12 protein-coding genes, 1 tRNA gene and 2 pseudogenes are annotated in these 17239 nt (G+C 66.0%); 12 read left to right on the top strand and 3 right to left on the bottom strand.

Annotated elements, in window-relative coordinates; genetic code table 11:
• Nucleotides 1-6 precede the first annotated feature (6 nt).
• The gene (locus BSQ44_RS13745; protein ID WP_235633237.1) at nucleotides 7-666 is read left to right on the top strand and encodes a lytic transglycosylase domain-containing protein; all 660 of its coding nucleotides are present in this window, start codon (nucleotides 7-9) and stop codon (nucleotides 664-666) included.
• Nucleotides 667-686: 20 nt separating this feature from the next.
• Nucleotides 687-1868: an FAD-dependent oxidoreductase gene (locus BSQ44_RS13750; RefSeq protein ID WP_072605080.1), complete on the top strand. Its 1182-nt coding sequence runs from the start codon at nucleotides 687-689 to the stop codon at nucleotides 1866-1868.
• 70 nt (nucleotides 1869-1938) lie between these two features.
• Here the strand turns inward: BSQ44_RS13750 and cysQ are convergent, their stop codons facing one another.
• The 3 genes from cysQ to cysD are packed head-to-tail and all read right to left on the bottom strand — an operon-like array spanning nucleotide 1939 to nucleotide 5589.
• Nucleotides 1939-2772, bottom strand: coding sequence for a 3'(2'),5'-bisphosphate nucleotidase CysQ (cysQ, locus tag BSQ44_RS13755; protein WP_072605082.1), 834 nt, complete (start codon nucleotides 2770-2772; stop codon nucleotides 1939-1941).
• Nucleotides 2773-2776: 4 nt separating this feature from the next.
• Nucleotides 2777-4684, bottom strand: coding sequence for a sulfate adenylyltransferase subunit CysN (cysN, locus tag BSQ44_RS13760; protein WP_072605084.1), 1908 nt, complete (start codon nucleotides 4682-4684; stop codon nucleotides 2777-2779).
• On the bottom strand, nucleotides 4684-5589 hold the full coding sequence (gene cysD / locus BSQ44_RS13765; protein ID WP_072608056.1) for a sulfate adenylyltransferase subunit CysD: 906 nt from the start codon (nucleotides 5587-5589) through the stop codon (nucleotides 4684-4686). Before cysD ends, cysN begins: the two co-directional genes overlap by 1 nt.
• A gap of 343 nt (nucleotides 5590-5932) precedes the next feature.
• Here cysD and BSQ44_RS13775 point away from each other — a divergent pair.
• The 10 genes and pseudogenes from BSQ44_RS13775 to BSQ44_RS13830 all read left to right on the top strand — a co-directional run bounded on the left by BSQ44_RS13775 (nucleotide 5933) and on the right by BSQ44_RS13830 (nucleotide 17186).
• Nucleotides 5933-6022: transfer RNA gene (locus BSQ44_RS13775), tRNA-Ser, on the top strand.
• Between the two features lie 166 nt (nucleotides 6023-6188).
• A pseudogene (locus BSQ44_RS13785) lies at nucleotides 6189-7221 on the top strand (IS3 family transposase).
• Nucleotides 7222-7659: 438 nt separating this feature from the next.
• Nucleotides 7660-8328, top strand: coding sequence for a GntR family transcriptional regulator (locus BSQ44_RS13790; protein ID WP_072605089.1), 669 nt, complete (start codon nucleotides 7660-7662; stop codon nucleotides 8326-8328).
• Nucleotides 8329-8335: 7 nt separating this feature from the next.
• Nucleotides 8336-10366: a hydantoinase/oxoprolinase family protein gene (locus BSQ44_RS13795; RefSeq protein WP_072608057.1), complete on the top strand. Its 2031-nt coding sequence runs from the start codon at nucleotides 8336-8338 to the stop codon at nucleotides 10364-10366.
• A gap of 89 nt (nucleotides 10367-10455) precedes the next feature.
• A pseudogene (locus tag BSQ44_RS13800) lies at nucleotides 10456-11963 on the top strand (hydantoinase B/oxoprolinase family protein).
• The gene (locus BSQ44_RS13810) at nucleotides 11960-12562 is read left to right on the top strand and encodes a TRAP transporter small permease (protein WP_157894594.1); all 603 of its coding nucleotides are present in this window, start codon (nucleotides 11960-11962) and stop codon (nucleotides 12560-12562) included. The pseudogene BSQ44_RS13800 and the gene BSQ44_RS13810 overlap by 4 nt, the downstream one beginning before the upstream one ends.
• On the top strand, nucleotides 12559-13914 hold the full coding sequence (locus tag BSQ44_RS13815) for a TRAP transporter large permease (RefSeq protein ID WP_083534741.1): 1356 nt from the start codon (nucleotides 12559-12561) through the stop codon (nucleotides 13912-13914). Before BSQ44_RS13810 ends, BSQ44_RS13815 begins: the two co-directional genes overlap by 4 nt.
• A 26-nt stretch (nucleotides 13915-13940) precedes the next feature.
• The gene (locus tag BSQ44_RS13820; RefSeq protein WP_072605097.1) at nucleotides 13941-14936 is read left to right on the top strand and encodes a dipeptidase; all 996 of its coding nucleotides are present in this window, start codon (nucleotides 13941-13943) and stop codon (nucleotides 14934-14936) included.
• A gap of 2 nt (nucleotides 14937-14938) precedes the next feature.
• A complete protein-coding gene (locus BSQ44_RS13825) occupies nucleotides 14939-16063 on the top strand; it encodes a M24 family metallopeptidase (protein WP_157894595.1) in 1125 nt (374 codons plus the stop codon).
• Between the two features lie 43 nt (nucleotides 16064-16106).
• Nucleotides 16107-17186: a TRAP transporter substrate-binding protein gene (locus BSQ44_RS13830; protein ID WP_157894596.1), complete on the top strand. Its 1080-nt coding sequence runs from the start codon at nucleotides 16107-16109 to the stop codon at nucleotides 17184-17186.
• Nucleotides 17187-17239: the final 53 nt, after the last annotated feature.

Consider the following 17239-nt stretch of genomic DNA (forward strand, 5'->3'; position numbering starts at 1 on the left):
GACGCGGTGCATTCCGTACGACATCTCATTTTCGGCGCCCTCTGCCTCCCGCTGCTCGCCAGCGCGGGCTGCAGCACCAGCGGCGTCGACGCCGCGACCGTGCTATCGGTTGCGCCCATGGCCGATCCGGTGCTTCCCGCCGAAGGGCCGATTCTTTCGCTCGCCGAAGAGGAGGCCGTCCTCCACCCGACGCCCGAGATCAAGGCCGCCTATGCCGGACCGACGCCGTCGTCGATCAGCGCGGCCGCCGTAGCTTTCGCGCCGGCCGTCGCGAGCCCCGACGAGCGTGCCAAGGTCGACCGGCTTATCACCCATTACGCCGCCGAATACGAGGTGCCGGAGGATCTGGTGCGCCGGGTGGTGAAGCGCGAGAGCAATTTCCGCCCCGCCGCCTACAATCGCGGCCACTGGGGGCTGATGCAGATCAAGCACGCGACCGCCCGGGGCATGGGCTATGATGGCCCGGCCGAAGGCCTGCTCGATGCCGAGACGAACCTGCGCTACGCCGTCCGCTACCTGCGCGGCGCCTACATGGTCGCCGGCGGCAATCACGACCGGGCGGTGCAGTTCTACGCCCGCGGCTATTACTACGACGCCAAGCGGGCCGGCCTGCTCGACGAAACCGGCCTCGGCCGCGACCGCACGCGAAAGCGCAAGGCCGGCTGACCGCGCCGCATGACACCGGCATGACCGGCACACCATCCCCGCAGGCGGCGGAGGAGGGCAGGGCGGAGGCGGTCCGCGACATCGTGCTGGTCGGCGGCGGCCACGCCCATGTTCACGTCCTGAAGGCGTTCGGAAGCCGCCCCGATCCTCGCATCCGGGTGACCTTGGTGACGAAGGATCTCGACACGCCCTATTCGGGCATGCTGCCCGGTCTCGTCGCCGGCCTCTATCGCCGCGACGAGGTCTACATCGATCTGGAAAAGCTCTGCGCGGCCACCGGCACGCGCCTCGTCCACGCCACCGCGACCGGTCTCGACCGCGCGGCGCGGCGATTGCTTCTCGCCGACGGCGCGACCCTGCCATACGACGTCGTCTCCCTTGACGTCGGCATCACGCCGGCGCTCGACAGGATCGCGGGTGCGGCCGAGCACGGCATCACGGTCAAGCCGATCGGCAGGTTCCTGGAAAAGTTCGACGCGCTTCTGGGCCGGCTTTACGAGACCGGCGGTCCGCGACGCATCGTCGGCATCGGCGGCGGGGCAGGGGGCGTGGAACTCATCCTGTCGCTCAGGCACCGCCTGCTCCGCGACGCGCCGGCGAACGGTGTGACGCCCGACGCCTTCACCTTCGCGCTGGTGACCGGCAGCGCGATCCTGCCCACCCACAACGATCGTGTGCAGCAGGCCTTCCGCAAGACGTTCGCCGAACAGGGCGTGCGCCTGGTCGAGAACGCCCGGGTGCGCGAGGTCCGCGCCGACGCGGTGATCACCGCCGACGGAGAAGAGCTACCCGCCGACGCCGTGCTGGTGACGACCCACGCCGCTGCGCCGGGCTGGCTGCGGAACACCCGTCTCGACCTTGACGAGAAAGGTTTCGTGATGGTCGGGCCGACCCTCCAGTCGCTCGGCGACACTACCGTCTTCGCGGCAGGCGACTGCGCGGCCCTGGTGGAAACGCCGCGCGAGAAGGCCGGCGTCTACGCCGTGCGCGCCGGCCCGCCGCTGGCGCGCAACCTCCGCCACGTCGCACTGGGAGAGTCGCCCCGCCCGTGGCACCCGCAGAAGCGCCACCTCGCCCTCATCTCGACCGGCGGCAAACACGCCATCGCCTCGCGCGGCTGGCTCTACGCACAGGGCGACTGGGTCTGGACCGTCAAGGAATGTAACGACCGCCGCTGGATGCGGAAATACAAGGATCTGTGAGGCGCGAAGGCCGATCGACGTTCGACGCTACGTCGTTTGCAGTATTCGTGGGAGGACTGGCGGTGCCGTCTCAACCGCCGCCGATCGAGCCCAGCAGGGCCGCATCGCCTACCGCCACGAACCATGGGTTGGCGAAATCAACGTCTTCGGCCTGCTTGCGCTTGCCGTAGACGAAAGCCCCGCCGTCGGTCAGGCGCGTCGCCCCGCCCGCCGCGCGCAGCACCGCGTCGCCCGCCGCCGTGTCCCACTCCATCGTGCGGCCGAAGCGCGGATAGAGATCGGCCTCGCCGCTCGCGAGCAGGCAGAACTTCAGCGACGATCCGACCGAGACGGTTTCCGCGCCCGGGAACTTTTCGATGAAGGTGTCGGTCTCCGGCGTTCGGTGCGACCGACTGGCGACGACCTTCGGAGGAGTGGCGGCGGCGCGCACCGACATTTCCTCGGTCTCCTCGATCGCGAAGGACCTGGAGACGCGGCCGTGGGTCGCATGACTCGGACGGCCGGAATAGATGTCCCCGCGCGCCGGGGCGAAGACCACGCCGATCACCGGCTTTCCATCGCGAACCAGGGCGATGTTTACGGTGAAGTCCGACTTGCGCCCGATGAACTCCTTCGTTCCGTCGAGCGGGTCGATCAGGATGAATTCGGAGCCCAGATCGCCCGGCACCGTGCCGGCCGAGATCTCTTCCTCGGCGACGCAGACGACGCCTTCCAGCCTGTCGCGCAGTCCGGCGAGGATGATCTTCTCGGCCGCGCGGTCGGCTTCGGTCACCGGCGAGGAATCAGCCTTCGTGTCGGTCACGAAGCCCGCATCGTAGACCTCCATGATCGCCTTGCCGGCCTTGAGCGCCAGTTCTTCGAACAGCGCCAGGATCGCCCCGTCGTTTCGTGCGGTGTCGCTCATCGGTTCAGGCGATTCCCTTGTCGTTCAGCCAGGTGCCAATCTCCTCGGCGAGGTCTTCGGGCGTGCGGCCGGAGGTCTTGAGGTGGATTTCGGCGTTCTCGGGCGCCTCGTAGGGCGAATCGACGCCGGTGAAGTTGGTGATCTCGCCCTTCAGCGCCTTGGCATAGAGCCCCTTGGGGTCGCGCCGGGCGCATTCCTCGAAGGGCGTGTCGACGAAGATCTCGACGAACTCGCCTTCGCCCAAGAGTTCGCGCGCCATGCGCCGCTCCGCCCGGAAGGGTGAGATGAAGGAGACGAGCACGATCAGGCCCGCGTCGACCATCAGCCGGGCGGTCTCGGCCACGCGGCGGATGTTTTCCACCCGGTCCTCCTCGGTGAAGCCGAGGTCGCGGTTGAGCCCGTGGCGGATGTTGTCGCCGTCGAGGATGTAGGTGTGGCGACCCTCCGCGTGCAGCTTCTTCTCCAGAAGGTTCGCCACGGTCGACTTGCCGGAGCCGGACAGCCCGGTGAACCACAGCGCCACCGGCTTCTGGTGCTTCTGCAGCGCCCGCGCCTGCTTGTCGATGTCGAGCGCCTGCCAGTGGACGTTGGAGGCACGCCGCAGCGGATGACGGATCAGTCCGGCGCCCACCGTGCGGTTGGTCATCCGGTCGATCAGGATGAAGGCGCCGGTGGCGCGGTCGTCCGAATAGATGTCGAAGGCGACCGGCTGCTGCGTGGAGATGTTGCACGAGCCGATCTCGTTGAGCTCCAGCGACTTCGCCGCCTCGTGGGCGAAGGTGTTGACGTCGATCCGATGCTTGAGCGTCGTCACCGAGGCGGCGCACTGGTCGCTCTGGGTGCGCAGGATGTAGGTGCGTCCCGGCATCAGCGGATGCTCGTCGAACCAGATGACGTCGGCGGTGAACTGGTCCGCCACGTGCGGGCGCGCCGCGGGAGCGACCAGCATGTTGCCGCGCGACACGTCGATCTCGTCCGCAAGCACGATCGTCACGGCGTCGCCGGCGGCGGCACTCTCGCGGTCGCCGCCATGGGTGACGATGCGCGCGACCTTCGACGCCTTGCCGGACTTCGCCACCACCACCGGATCGCCCTTCGAAACCGTGCCGGAGGCGATCGTGCCGCTGAAGCCGCGGAAGTCGAGGTTCGGGCGGTTGACGTACTGCACCGGGAAGCGGAACGGCTTTTCCGCCTCGACATGCCCGACCGGCACCTGTTCGAGATGGTCGAGCAGCGTCGGGCCGGAATACCAGGCCATGTTGGTGGAACGGGTGGTGACGTTGTCGCCATAGCGGGCCGAGATCGGGATCGGCACGATCGCCTCGAAGCCAAGGTCCCTTGCGAACTCGAGATACTCCTCGGCGATCCGGCCGAAGACCTCCCGGTCGTAGCCGACGAGGTCGATCTTGTTCACCGCGAGCACGATCTGGCGGATGCCGAGCAGCGAGGCGATGAAGGAGTGCCGGCGCGTCTGGCGCAGGATGCCGCTGCGGGCGTCGACCAGCACGATCGCCAGGTCGGCCGTCGAGGCGCCGGTCGCCATGTTGCGCGTGTACTGCTCGTGGCCCGGCGTGTCGGCGACGATGAACTTGCGCTTCGTGGTGGCGAAGAAGCGGTAGGCGACGTCGATGGTGATGCCCTGTTCGCGCTCGGCCTCCAGTCCGTCGACCAGCAATGCGAAATCGATGTCCTCGCCGGTGGTGCCGTGCTTCTTCGAATCCTTCTCGAGCGCCGCCAGCTGGTCCTCGAAGATCAGCTTGGTGTCGTAGAGCAGCCGCCCGATCAGCGTCGACTTGCCGTCGTCCACCGATCCGCAGGTGAGGAAGCGCAGGAGCGACTTGTTCTCCTGCTCGGCGAGATAGGCGCGGAGCTCCGAGGGAACCCCGGCGGCCAGCGTGGCGCTGTCGTTCATCAGAAATAGCCCTCGCGCTTCTTCTTTTCCATCGACCCGGCCTCGTCGCGGTCGATCATGCGGCCCTGCCGCTCGGAGGTGCGGGCGACCAGCATCTCCTCGACGATCTCCTCCAGCGTCTCGGCCTCGGAATCGATCGCCCCGGTCAGCGGATAGCAGCCCAGCGTGCGGAAGCGGACCTTGCGGTTCTGCACGGTCTCGCCCGGCAGCAGCTTCATCCGGTCGTCGTCGACCATGATCAGCATGCCGTCGCGCTCGATCACCGGGCGCTCCTTCGCGAAATAGAGGGGAACGATCGGGATGTTCTCCTGCAGGATGTACTGCCAGATGTCGAGTTCGGTCCAGTTGGACAGCGGGAAGACACGGATCGATTCGCCGGGGGCGACGCGGGTGTTGTAGATGTTCCACATCTCCGGCCGCTGGTTCTTCGGGTCCCAGCCGTGCTGGCCGTCGCGGAAGGAGAAGATGCGCTCCTTGGCCCGGCTCTTCTCCTCGTCGCGCCTGGCCCCGCCGAAGGCGGCGTCGAAGCCGTATCGGTCGAGCGCCTGGCGCAGCGCCACCGTCTTCATGATGTGGGTGTGGGTGTTGGACCCGTGCGTGAACGGGCCGATGCCTTCCTTGACGCCTTCCTCGTTGATGTGGACCAGAAGATCGAAGCCGAGATCGGCGGCCATCCGGTCGCGAAAGGCGATCATCTCCCGGAACTTCCAGGTCGTGTCGACGTGCAGCAGCGGAAAGGGCGGCTTGCCCGGATGGAAGGCCTTCATGGCCAGATGCAGCATGACGGCCGAATCCTTGCCGATCGAATAGAGCATGACCGGCTTCGACATCGTCGCCGCCACCTCACGCATGATGTGGATGGATTCCGCTTCGAGGCGCTGCAGGTGGGAGGCCACCAGGGACATATCGGCCATTCCGTTTTCCAAAATGAGAAAGTGCGCGCTCTATGTTCGACCTGTCCGAGATATTCAAGCAAACGATTACCGAAATGTCTCCGATTGCAGGCATCTTTGCCCGAAGACACCATTGTTTGATGTCTCGACGGCTCGGGGCGGCGGCGCATATGATCCTCGCCGCGGGAATGCTCTCTTGCGCGCCGGATCGTGGTGCGGCCTCGGCTGGCATCTGAAGGTGTATGTGTCGCGCTATCTCGGCAGCGAGGAATTTCTCGCGACGCGGACCCTGGCCCCTGTCCGCCCCCCGCCATCCTTGTAAACCGCCGCGGCTTCGCCCATACAGCACGAAGCCGGAGGGATGGCCGAGCGGTTTAAGGCACCGGTCTTGAAAACCGGCGTGGGCGCGAGCTCACCGTGGGTTCGAATCCCACTCCCTCCGCCAGATGGCCTGGCAAACACATTCTCCTGCTCACGCTGAAGTGGAAAATTTGTTTTTATTTCCAAGGGATATAGGGCGAGGGCTGTTCACCTCCCAATCTTCGTGAGGTGGTGCCGGTCTCCGAGACAGGGGCATAAGGTGGATCGACCGATGAAAAAGACGATCCAGGATGAAGACACGCAGACGGTTCATGGCCGAATTCAAGGCGAAGGTCGCGCTTGAGGCGATCCGCGGTGAGGGGACGCTTTCGGAGCTGGCGACGAAGCACCAGCTTCATCCCACCAGATCACGCAGTGGAAACGGCAGGCCATCGAGAACCTGGCCAGAGCGTTCGACGACAAGTCTTCCGATGCGCAGGTCGGTCGGGGAGCCGAGGTGACGAAGCTGCGCGCCAAGATCGGCCAGCTCGTCGTTGAGCGGCATTTTTTGGCCAAAACCTTCGATCGCTGAGCCTGGATCGGAGGAAGATCATGATTGATCCCGATCACCCAGGGCTTTCAATCCGCCGCCAACGCGAACTCGTCTCGATCTCGCGGGCGTCGTTCTATCGTCAGCCGGCGGGCGAGACGCCGGAGAACCTCGAACTGATGCGCAACACCGACGAGGCGTTCATGGAAACGCCCTGGTATGGCTCGCGCCAGATGGCGCGGCACGTGCGTCGCCAAGGCTGGTGTGACGGCCGTAAGCGAGTTCGGCGGCTGATGCGCAGAATAGGCTTGACGTCGATCTACCAGCCACCGAAGACCAGCGAGCCGCAGCCCCGGCATCGCATCTATCCCTACCTGCTGCGGCACCGGGCGATCGAGCGGCCGGATCAGGTGTGGTGTGCCGACGTGACCTACATCCCGATGCGACGCGGCTTTCTCTACCTCGTGGCCATCATGGACTGGTTCAGCCGCAAGAGCCAGCCCTCGGGCTTGACCCGAGGGTGCTGGCCTGGCGGCTGTCGATCAGGGGAGCCAGTTCACAAGCTTCGCCTTCACGGCCACGCTGAAGGACGCCGGCATCCGCATCTCCATGGACGGGCGCGGCCGCTGGATGGACAACGTCTTCATCGAACGGCTGTGGCGCAGCCTCAAATACGAATGCGTGTTCCTCAACGCCTTTGAAACCGGCAGCGACGCCCGCACTCGACCTTCGGCGGCAGGACACCCGACGAGGTCTATGCTACGGCGGAAATGACGGAGCGACTGGCGGAATAGAAACCAACCCGATCCACCTTAGCCAAGCCGCCAAACTGTCTCACCAGGCGGGTCCACCTCAGTTCCCGGTCGAGGTATGCCAGATTAGAGCGCATGAAACCGGCGGGCCGGTTATCGTCGTTGATTTTCCTGAGGCCGCGTCTCCGACTGACGAGCGCTCGTCACAAGCACGCTCTTTTTGCGGTAGTTGCAGAACCTAGTGGGCCTCTATGGCGGACCCTTGGCGTTGACGGTGCCGGCTGGCGGATTGACGGCAATGGCCGGTGGGCTCGGCAATCCACAGCGTGAGCTCCACTAGGCAAGATGATTCTGTGGCCGGTTGCGCGCCCATCCGCAGCGCCTGGAGCGGGCCGAGGACAGGGAAAAAAATCGTAATCCGGATTGTTGACAATCTGATCGACAATGTGTCCTATTCCATCCATGGCGGATGGACTGGACATGGATCAGGCACTCGAAGTCACGTCGCGGATGGGCACCGGGGAACTCGCGCAGATCCTTCGCGACCGGATCGTGAGGGAAATCTATGTGGCCGGGCAGCGGCTGCGTGAGCGGGAGGTTTCCGAGGAGTTCGGCGCGTCGCGGGCGCAGGTGAGGGAGGCGTTCTCGCTGCTGGTCGAACGCCGCTTGATGGTGCGGGAGGCGAATGTCGGGGTGACGATAGCCCGGCTCGGCCCGCACGAGATCGTCGAACTCTACGAGTTGCGCGGCGCGGTCGAGGGGCTTGCGGCCCGCCTCGCTGCCGAGCGCGCGCCCGCGGGGGCCTGGGAAAGCCTGTGCCATGATTTCGGCGCGCCCGCCGACCGCATGATCGAGGAGCACGACATCGATGGCTATCTCGAACTGATCGACCGCGCCTATCGCTCGATCGTTTCTTACGCCGGCAATTCGGTCCTCCAGGAAACCATGGCGCAGATCTACGATCGCCTGGCGGTCCTGGCGCGTCGCTCGATCCTGTTGCCGGGCCGCACGGTGGAGGGGCTGCGGCTGCACCGCGAACTCCTCGCCGCCCTGGCGGCGAGGGACGGGGAGGCCGCCGAACGGATCAAGCGGGCCAATCTGAGCGGTGCCTGCGAGACGCTCCTGCGCTTCGCCAACTATGTCCGGTGAGGCGCATATGACGAGCGCCGCGACCTGGAATGTCGGCATAGACGTGGGTGGGACATTCACCGACATCGCCGCGGTCAACGGCGGTGACGGTCGAATGGAGGTCCTCAAGCTGCCGTCCTCGCCCTCTGATCCGGCGCAGGCCATGCTCGAGGGGCTGTCGCGGCTGGCAGAGCGGATCGGGGTCACGGGCGCGGCCTTCACGCGTGTCGCGCACGGAACGACGGTCGCGACCAACGCCCTCATCCAGGGGCGCGGGGCGCGGCTTGCCATCGTCACCACCCGCGGGTTTCGCGACGTGCTCGAGATCGGGCGGCAAACACGCCCCCTCATGTTCGATTTCCACACCGACAGTCCTCCGCCGCTGGTTCCGCGGGACCGCCGGATCGAGGTAGACGAACGCATCCTCGCGGACGGGTCGATCCATCGCGAACCGACTGAGGACGAGATCGCCCGCGTCGTCGAAGCGGTCGCGTCGTCTGGAGCCGACGCCTGCGCGGTGTGCCTCATTCACTCCTACCGGAACCCCGACCACGAAGCCCGCATCGGCGCCGCGCTCCAGGCGCGGATACCGAACCTCTTCCTTTCCCTCTCCCACGAGGTCCATCCGGAATTCCGCGAGTTCGAGCGGTTCTCGACGACCTCGATCAACGGCTTCGTCCAGCCCGAGATGGCCGGCTACCTGGCCCGCCTCCGTGCAGGGCTCAAGGCGAACGGGTGCGGGGCGGAGATCGGCATCAACCAGTCGTCGGGCGGGCTGATGCCGCTTAGCCGCGCGGCGCAATTGCCGGTACGAACGACGCTGTCGGGTCCGGCCGCCGGCATCGTCGGTGTCCTGGAAACGCTCGGCGACAGTTCGGTAGGTAATTTCATCACCCTCGACATGGGCGGGACGTCGGCCGACGTGAGCCTGGTGCGCGGATTCAAGCCGACCTTCACGTCGGAGCGCGAGATCGAGGGACGTCCCGTCAAGGTGTCGTCTATCGACATCAATGCCGTCGGCGCTGGCGGCGGGTCGATCGCCTGGATCGATACCGACGGCCTCATGAAGGTCGGGCCGCAGAGTGCGGGCGCGGTGCCGGGACCGGCCTGCTACGGGAAGGGCGGCGATCGCCCGACCGTCTCCGACGCCAATCTCGTGCTCGGTCGATTGCCGGCGGTGCTGATCGACGGCGAGATGCGGCTCGACGAAAAGGCCGCCGCCGCCGCCATCGGCGGGCTCGCGGCCGATCTTGGTCTGCCGATGCAGGAAACCGCGCTCGGCATCATCGAAATCGTCAATGCGACGATGGTCCGCGCGATCCGGCAGATCTCGGTGGAGCGGGGGATCGATCCGGAGGGGTTCGATCTCGTCGCCTTCGGCGGTGCAGGCCCGCTTCACGGGGCGGAAGTTGCCCGCGCGCTGGGCATTCGCAGGGTGATCGTCCCGGCCCGTCCCGGACTGCTGTGCGCCCAGGGTCTGCTGAATGCTCCCTTGCGGGAGGACTACGTGGTGGCGGTCGGAAAGCGGCTCGATCCGGCGGGCATGGACGCGCTTTCCGACGGCATCGCAGCGCTCGCCGCAAAGTCAGCCGCATGGTTTCGCTCGCTCGAAGGGGAGGGCGCGGTCGCCTATTTCGCCGATCTTCGCTTCGTCGGGCAGAACTACGAACTGCGCGTCGAAGTCGAGACCCCGACCGATGAGGCCAGGCTCCGCGCCGCCTTCGTCGCCCGTCATCGCCAGATGTACGGCCATGCGGACGCGGACGCCTCCATCGAAATCGTGGCGCTTCGCGCGGAGGCGATCCTGCCATTGGACGGCGGTCAATGGCATCCGGCCCCGTCCGCGCACGGCGAACCAGAGAGCGTCGGCAAACGGGCCGTCGTCTTCGATGCGCGCGGGAACATAGAAGCGGCGATCTATCGGCGGGAGGCGATCGGGCCGGGCGACCGCATCGAGGGGCCAGCCGTCATCGAACAGACGGATTCCACAGTGCTGGTGGGCCCCGGCGATCGGCTCAGCGCCGATGATCGCGGCAATCTCGTGATGGAGGTCGCCTGACCGTGCTCGTCCGTTCGCCCGGCCAAGAGGCTCTGTCGCCGATCCGCCTGCAGCTTCTGCAGAATGCGCTGGCCTCCGTCACCGACGAGATGTTCGCGGCACTGACCCGCACCGCTTTCTCCAGCAACATCAAAGAACGGCGGGACCATTCGACCGCGATCATCGACACGGAAGGTCGTCTGATTGCTCAGGCCGCGCACTCGCTTCCCATCCATCTTTCCGGGCTCATAGGCCTGGTCGGAGCCATCGGCGCGCGCTATCCGCTGGAGACGATCCGGCCGGGCGACATGTTCATCGCCAACGACCCGCACGAAGGCGGCGGATCGCATCTTCCCGACATCAACACCGCCGAGCCGGTCTTCGCTAACGGCAAGCTGATCTGCTTCGTCTGCACGATCGCGCATCACGCGGATATCGGCGGCGCGCGCGCCGGCTCCATGGCCTCCGGACTGACCGAAATCTACCAGGAGGGCATCCGGATACCGCTCGTTAAGCTCTTCGCGCAAGGCGAGCGCGTGGAGGACGTCTGGACGCTCATCCTGTTGAACATGCGCATGCGCGAGGAGCGGCTCGGGGATTTCAACGCCCAGTTCGCAGCGTCGCGGCTCGGGCTCCGCAGGATGGAGGAACTGACGGCGACGACCGATCCGGAAACACTGCTCGCGGCCTTCGAGGGCATCCTCGCCGGCACCGAACGCCGCATGCGCCATGCGATCGCAAGCATTCCGGACGGGGTCTATGCGTTCACCGACCTCATGGACGGCGACGGGCTGGCCGTTTTCGACATCCCGATCGCGGTGCGGATCGAAGTCGCTGGCGACGAGATCGCGCTCGATTTCGAAGGCACCGGGCCGCAGGTTCCAGGCAACATCAACCTGGTCTTCAACGGACTGCAATCCACCGTCGCCTTCGCGCTGAAGGTGCTGCTCGATCCACACGCTCCGAACAATTCCGGGCTTCTGCGACCCGTCACGATCACCGCGCCATGCGGCAGTATCGTGAATGCCACGGCGCCGGCCGCGGTCGCCCACAGGGTGCAGACCGGCATGCGGGTGGTGGACGCGATCTTCGGTGCGCTGCGGATGCCGTCACCGCGGCGTCCAACGGTTCGAACACCTCCGCGATGTTCTACGGCCGCGATCCGCGGACGGGACGCGAGTACGTCTACTTCGAGACGCTGGGCGGAGGCTCGGGGGCCCGCCGTACCCGCGACGGCAAGGACGGCGTCCAGGCCGGATTGACCAACACGTCCAACCTCCCGGTCGAGGCGATCGAAACGGAATATCCGCTTCTGGTGGAGAACTACAATCTGATCGAGGGATCCGGCGGGGTCGGTCGCACGAGCGGCGGTCGCGGCGTAGTCCGGGCCATACGCCCGCTCGGCCACGCGACCGTGTTCTCGGGATCGGGGGAGCGGTTCCGACACCGGCCGTGGGGCATCGACGGCGGCGGTGCGGGCCGTCCGGGCCGGTTCTACGTGCTGCGGGACGGCGTCGAGGAAGCCCTTTCGGAGAAGGCGGACAGGGTCGAGGTCGGACCGGCCGACGTGCTGGTGGTCGAGACGCCCGGTGGTGGCGGATGGGGGCGGCGCGAGTGAACGGGGCGCTCCAAATCACCGTCGGCATCCGGCGGCTGCTAGAAGTCGCGCTGCACGCGATGGCGCTGATGGCCGGGTGGGCCTATTTCGCGACGGCCGGCTTCATCACCCTCGACGTGATCGCACGCGCCTTCTTCGGCGTTTCGTCGGGGGCGACGACGGAAATCTCGGGCTATCTGCTCGCATTCGGCATCAGCTGGTCGCTGGCGCACACGCTCGCCGAGCGGGCGCACATCCGGATCGATCTTATGCTCAACAAGGCGCCACTTTCGGTACGGGTCTGGCTTCACCTGTTCGCCCTGCTCGCGCTTGTGGCGCTGGTGACGATCCTCTGCTGGTCGGCGGTAAACGTCATCGAGGAGACGCTCCTCTTCGATGCGCACGACCTCTCGGCGCTGCGCATTCCGATGATCGTTCCGCAAGGGCTCTGGAGTTTCGGTCTCTTCATGCTGGCTGTCTTCGCGATCGCGCTGACGGCGGAAGTGGTGCTGCTCCTCGCTCTGCGAAGGCCGGAAGAGATCGACGAACTCATGCGCCCGCACAATTCGCAGGACGAATCGGCGGAGGCGATCCGCGCGGTCGGAGGAGACCGCCGATGATCGCGCTCGTCGTCCTCCTGCTTTTCCTCCTGCTTTTGGGATGGCTCTGGTTGAGCGGCGCGTCGGTGGACGTCGACATCTGGCCGATCCTGGCCCTCTGCTTCCTGTTCGGAGGATTCCTGGCAGCCGGCGTCTACATTGCCGCGACGCTGGGCGTGCTGGGCGTCGTCACCGGCTTCGTGTTCTCGGACCGGCCGTTCTACAACTTCCTCGGCGCGACCGCTTGGACCACCTCGTCCAACTACGTGCTGATCGCGCTGCCGCTGTTTCTTCTCATGGGCGAGTTCCTTTTGCGGTCGGGCGTCTCGACGAAGCTCTACCGCGCGCTGAACCTGTGGCTCAACCGGCTGCCGGGCGGCCTTCTGCATACCAACATCGTCTCCTGCGCGGCGTTCTCCGCCATGTCGGGGTCCTCGATCGCAACGGCGGCGACGATGGGGTCGGTGGCACTGCCGCAGTTCGAGGACACCGCCTACGACAAGAAGGTCGTTCTCGGCTCGCTCGCGGCCGGCGGCGCGCTCGGAAGCCTGATCCCGCCGAGCACGCTGCTCATCATATACGCGTTGCTGACCAACACCTCGGCGGGCGCGCTCTACACGGCCGCGATCCTGCCGGCACTGCTGGTGACGGTCCTTTGCCTGCTGGTCATCCTCATCCACGGCCTGCGCCATCCGCTGCCGAGGTCGGAGATCAGGATACCGTTGAAGGAGAAGCTGAAGGGCACGGTGGGGATCATCCCGACCGTTCTCCTGATCTGCCTCGTGCTCGGGACGATCTATGGCGGCCTGGCCACGCCGACGGAGGCCGCGGCGTTCGGGGTGGTCGGCGCGGTGTTCTTCGCGGCCATCGAAGGAAAGCTCACGCTTAGAACCATCAACGAGAGCGTTCTCGCGGCCGCGCGCAGCACGGCGATGGTGGGGCTGATCCTGATCGGCGCCTTCGTGCTGAACTTCGTCCTGACGACCCTGCGGGTGCCGCAGTCTATGGCGGCCTTCGTGGTCGACCTGCCGCTGCCCGGCTGGTCGATCATGCTGGTCATCGTGCTGGTCTACATCGCGATGGGCACGGTCATGGAAGGCTTTTCGATGATCGTGACGACCATCCCGGTGATCTTCCCTATCGTCATCCAGCTTGGCTACGACCCGATCTGGTTCGGCGTGATGATCACGCTCCTGGTCGAGATCGCTCTCATAACGCCTCCGGACGGAACCGTGATGTACGTCCTGCAGGGCCTACGCAAGAGCGGTCCGATCACCGACATCTTCCAGGGAGTGCTGCCGTTCGTGGGAGCCTACTTCGCCGCGATCATCCTCCTGCTGATCTTCCCGGGCATGGCGCTGGTGCTGCTGTGAACGACCCAATGACGAGAGACGACCGAATGAGCAAGACCGCCGGCCCCCTGATGATTGACCTTCTTGGCGGAGCAGTCGGGCTGCTCACGCCTCCCGCCGACGAGCCGCTCGCCTATGGCCGCAAACTGCTCGATGGCGGTCTTTCCGCCGTCAACCTGACTATGGCGCTCTATGCGCGCGACATTAAGCCGGTGCTGGTCGAGTTCTTCGACTACCAGAACCTTTTCGCAGAAGCGCCGCACATGCTCCTCCACGTGAAGACAACGGAGGACATTCTCGAAGCGCGGCGCTCCGGGCGTCTCGGCATCATCCAGGGAGTGCAGGGGCTGCATTTCATCGAGGACCAGACGCCCTATATCCAGATTCTCGCGACGCTCGGCCTTCGGGTCGCGGCGCTCACCTACAACGAAAGCACGCAGTTCGGTGCCGGCTGCCTCGAACCCGTCGACGACGGGCTCACGCTCCTGGGGCGGCGGGCGGTTCGCGAACTGAACCGGTGCGGCATCCTGATCGACGTGTCGCATGCGGGCGAGCGCACCAGCCTGGAAATCGCGGAAATGAGCGAGACGCCCGTTGCCGCGACCCATTCGAACGCCAAGGCTCTGGTGCCGTCGGGCCGCAACCTGACAGACCCTCAGATCAAGGCGTTTGCCGCAGGCGGCGGCGTCATCGGAATTTCGCCATACTCACCGTTCTGCGGGACCGAGGCGCGCCCGACGCTCGACGACGTGCTCAAGCACTTCCGCTACGTCGCCGACCTCGTCGGACCCGAGCACGTTGCGATCGGCACCGACTTCTTCCCGCACTCCAAGATCAAGTGGGAGAACGGCACGCGCCGCATGTATCCCGAAATGGTCGGCCCCTACGTCTTCGAAACCCTCTATGCCGAAGGGCTCGCCGGGCATGCCGATCTGCCGCATCTCCCTCAGGCGCTGGAGAAGGCAGGCTTCAGCGGTCCGGAGGTCGAAGGAATCTGCGGCGGCAATGCCATGCGGGTCCTGAAGGCGGCGTGGGGGGCCTGACCATGCTCTTCAATCGTCCCCGCGCCGAGCGCGTCATGGAGCGTGAAGGTCTCGACGCGCTCCTCCTGGCCGATCCGCGCACCTTTATCTACGCCACGGACTTCCCGGTGCCGTCGACCTTCTCGTTCCTCGACCGGCCTTTCCTAGCGCTGGTCTTCGGCGACCGCGACCACACCGCGGCGGTGGTCCCGAGCTGGGATTTCGAGGACATGAAGCGGCGCAGCTGGGTTCCCGAAATCCTGGGCTACACGGAATTCGCGACCGACATGGACGGCGACCTCTTGCCCTCCTGGAAAGCCGCGCTCGACCGGCTGCTGCCGGCGAGCGCGCGAGTTGGCTTCGAAGAGCGCTACCTGCCGGCCTGGATCCTCTCGGCGATCGGCGAATTGCGGCCGAACCTGCGGCTCGTGCCGGCGCAGGCGGCGATCCGGGACATTCGCTCGGTGAAGACGCCGGACGAAATCGCGCGCATCCGCGTCGCCACCACCGCGATGGAGGAGGCGGTCGGAGACATGTTTGCGGCCACCCGGGACGGCGTGACGGAGACGCGACTCGGCCGGGTCTACGCCGCGGGCGTCGCGGCGCGGGGCTGCGAGAACATCGCCAACTTCGTGCTGGGCTTCGGCCCGGGCGGGGCCGTCAGCCATGCCGTCCCGGGCGAACGGAAGCTTCGTGCCGGCGATGCGATCCGCTTCGATCTGGGCGCCCGCTATCAGGGATACCACGCCGACACGGCGGTCACGCGCATGTGGAAATCCATGTCCACAGAGCAGGAGAACCTCTACCTCGGATGCCTGGATAGCCAACGCGCTGCGGCGGAACTGCTGCGCGCCGGCCGCCCCGTGCGCGAGCTCTACGACGCCGCCATACGCGTGGCGCGCAAGCGCATCCCCACCTTCCGCATGGAGCATGTCGGCCACGGGCTCGGAGTGGAGCACCACGAAAGCCCTCCGCTGATCGGCGGCGGGGAAGCGGTTCTCGAAGCCGACATGGTCATCAACGTCGAGACGCTCTTCCTCGACCCGGAACACGGCGGTTTCGCGATCGAGGACACCTACCTCGTGACCGAGACCGGCGCCCAGCAAATCACGGGTTTCGACCGCCAGCCCGTGCTGGAGCCAGTATGAGGCGGAAACACAAGAAAAGAGGATGGAACACATGAAGACGAGAATGAGACATCTCATCGCGGCGTCGGTGATCGGCATCGTTGCCGCTTCCGCGGCGCATGCGCAGGACAATCCGACGCTCAGCGGCGAAGGCGACAAGTTTACGTTGAAGACCGTGACGCAGACCCTGCCGACCCTGACGCAGTACACCAAGGTCGAAATGCCGATCTACAAGCAGGTCCCGGACTGGACGAACGGCCGGGTCGCCGTCGAACCGTCGACCTGGGCCGAATACGGAGTTCAGGCCGCCGACATCCTGAACCTCGTGCGGCAAGGCCAGGTCGATGTCGGGGCTGCTCCGCTGGCACAGGTCTCCGGCCAGGTTCCGTTCCTCGAGATCGCCGATCTCGCGGGCCTGAGCCCCGACGTGAAGACCGCGCGTTCGGTCGCCGACGCGGTGATCGACGCGTCGAACACGGAACTCGAGAAGTTCGGCATCCGCATGATCGGGACCTATCCCTTCCCGGCCAACATCATGTTCTGCAAGGATGAAGTGGACAGCCTCGCCGACCTCGAAGGCCACAAGGTCCGCACCTTCAGCCCCTCGCAGAACGATCTCGTCCAGAGCCTCGGCGGACAGACTGTCTCCATCGGCTTCCCCGAGGTCTACGGCGCGCTCGAGCGCGGAGTGGCGGACTGTGCGGTGACGGCGGCGCTGTCGGGCAACGCCGCCAAATGGTTCGAGGTGACCAACAGCATGCTGAACATTCCCGTGTCCTGGGGAACCGGCGGCTACTATGTCTCGCTCGACTGGTGGAACGGACTCGCCCCCGACGTCCAGACCTTCGTCGGCGATCTCTACGCAAAGATCGAGGACGAGCAGTGGGCATTGGCGGCCGCGGGCACCGCGGACGGCGTCGCCTGCAACTCGGGCGACGAAGCGAACTGCAAGATCGGCCAGCTCGTGTCCGCGGAACAGGCGATGAGTGTCGTGACCCCGTCAGAAGAGGACATGGCCAAGCTGCGCCAGACGCTGACGGATGTCGTGATCCCCGCCTGGGTCGCCCGCTGCGGGGAAGACTGCGCGGCGAAGTTCGACGAGATCCTTGGCCCGGTGACTGGCCTGTCCGCTTCGACGAATTGATGCGATGCCGGGCGGGACCTTCCCGCCCGGCCACTGACAGCCGGCGGACAGAG

Source organism: Aquibium oceanicum (assembly GCF_001889605.1).
GTDB lineage: Bacteria > Pseudomonadota > Alphaproteobacteria > Rhizobiales > Rhizobiaceae > Aquibium > Aquibium oceanicum.

Bases quoted from the DNA above. Each gene is read 5' to 3' on its own strand.
- BSQ44_RS13790 (WP_072605089.1), top strand. From the start codon at position 7,660: ATGGATCAGGCACTCGAAGTCACGTCGCGGATGGGCACCGGGGAACTC.
- cysD (WP_072608056.1), bottom strand. From the start codon at position 5,589: ATGTCCCTGGTGGCCTCCCACCTGCAGCGCCTCGAAGCGGAATCCATC.
- BSQ44_RS13825 (WP_157894595.1), top strand. From the start codon at position 14,939: ATGCTCTTCAATCGTCCCCGCGCCGAGCGCGTCATGGAGCGTGAAGGT.
- BSQ44_RS13820 (WP_072605097.1), top strand. From the start codon at position 13,941: ATGAGCAAGACCGCCGGCCCCCTGATGATTGACCTTCTTGGCGGAGCA.
- cysN (WP_072605084.1), bottom strand. From the start codon at position 4,684: ATGAACGACAGCGCCACGCTGGCCGCCGGGGTTCCCTCGGAGCTCCGC.
- BSQ44_RS13795 (WP_072608057.1), top strand. From the start codon at position 8,336: ATGACGAGCGCCGCGACCTGGAATGTCGGCATAGACGTGGGTGGGACA.
- BSQ44_RS13815 (WP_083534741.1), top strand. From the start codon at position 12,559: ATGATCGCGCTCGTCGTCCTCCTGCTTTTCCTCCTGCTTTTGGGATGG.
- cysQ (WP_072605082.1), bottom strand. From the start codon at position 2,772: ATGAGCGACACCGCACGAAACGACGGGGCGATCCTGGCGCTGTTCGAA.
- BSQ44_RS13830 (WP_157894596.1), top strand. From the start codon at position 16,107: ATGAGACATCTCATCGCGGCGTCGGTGATCGGCATCGTTGCCGCTTCC.
- BSQ44_RS13750 (WP_072605080.1), top strand. From the start codon at position 687: ATGACCGGCACACCATCCCCGCAGGCGGCGGAGGAGGGCAGGGCGGAG.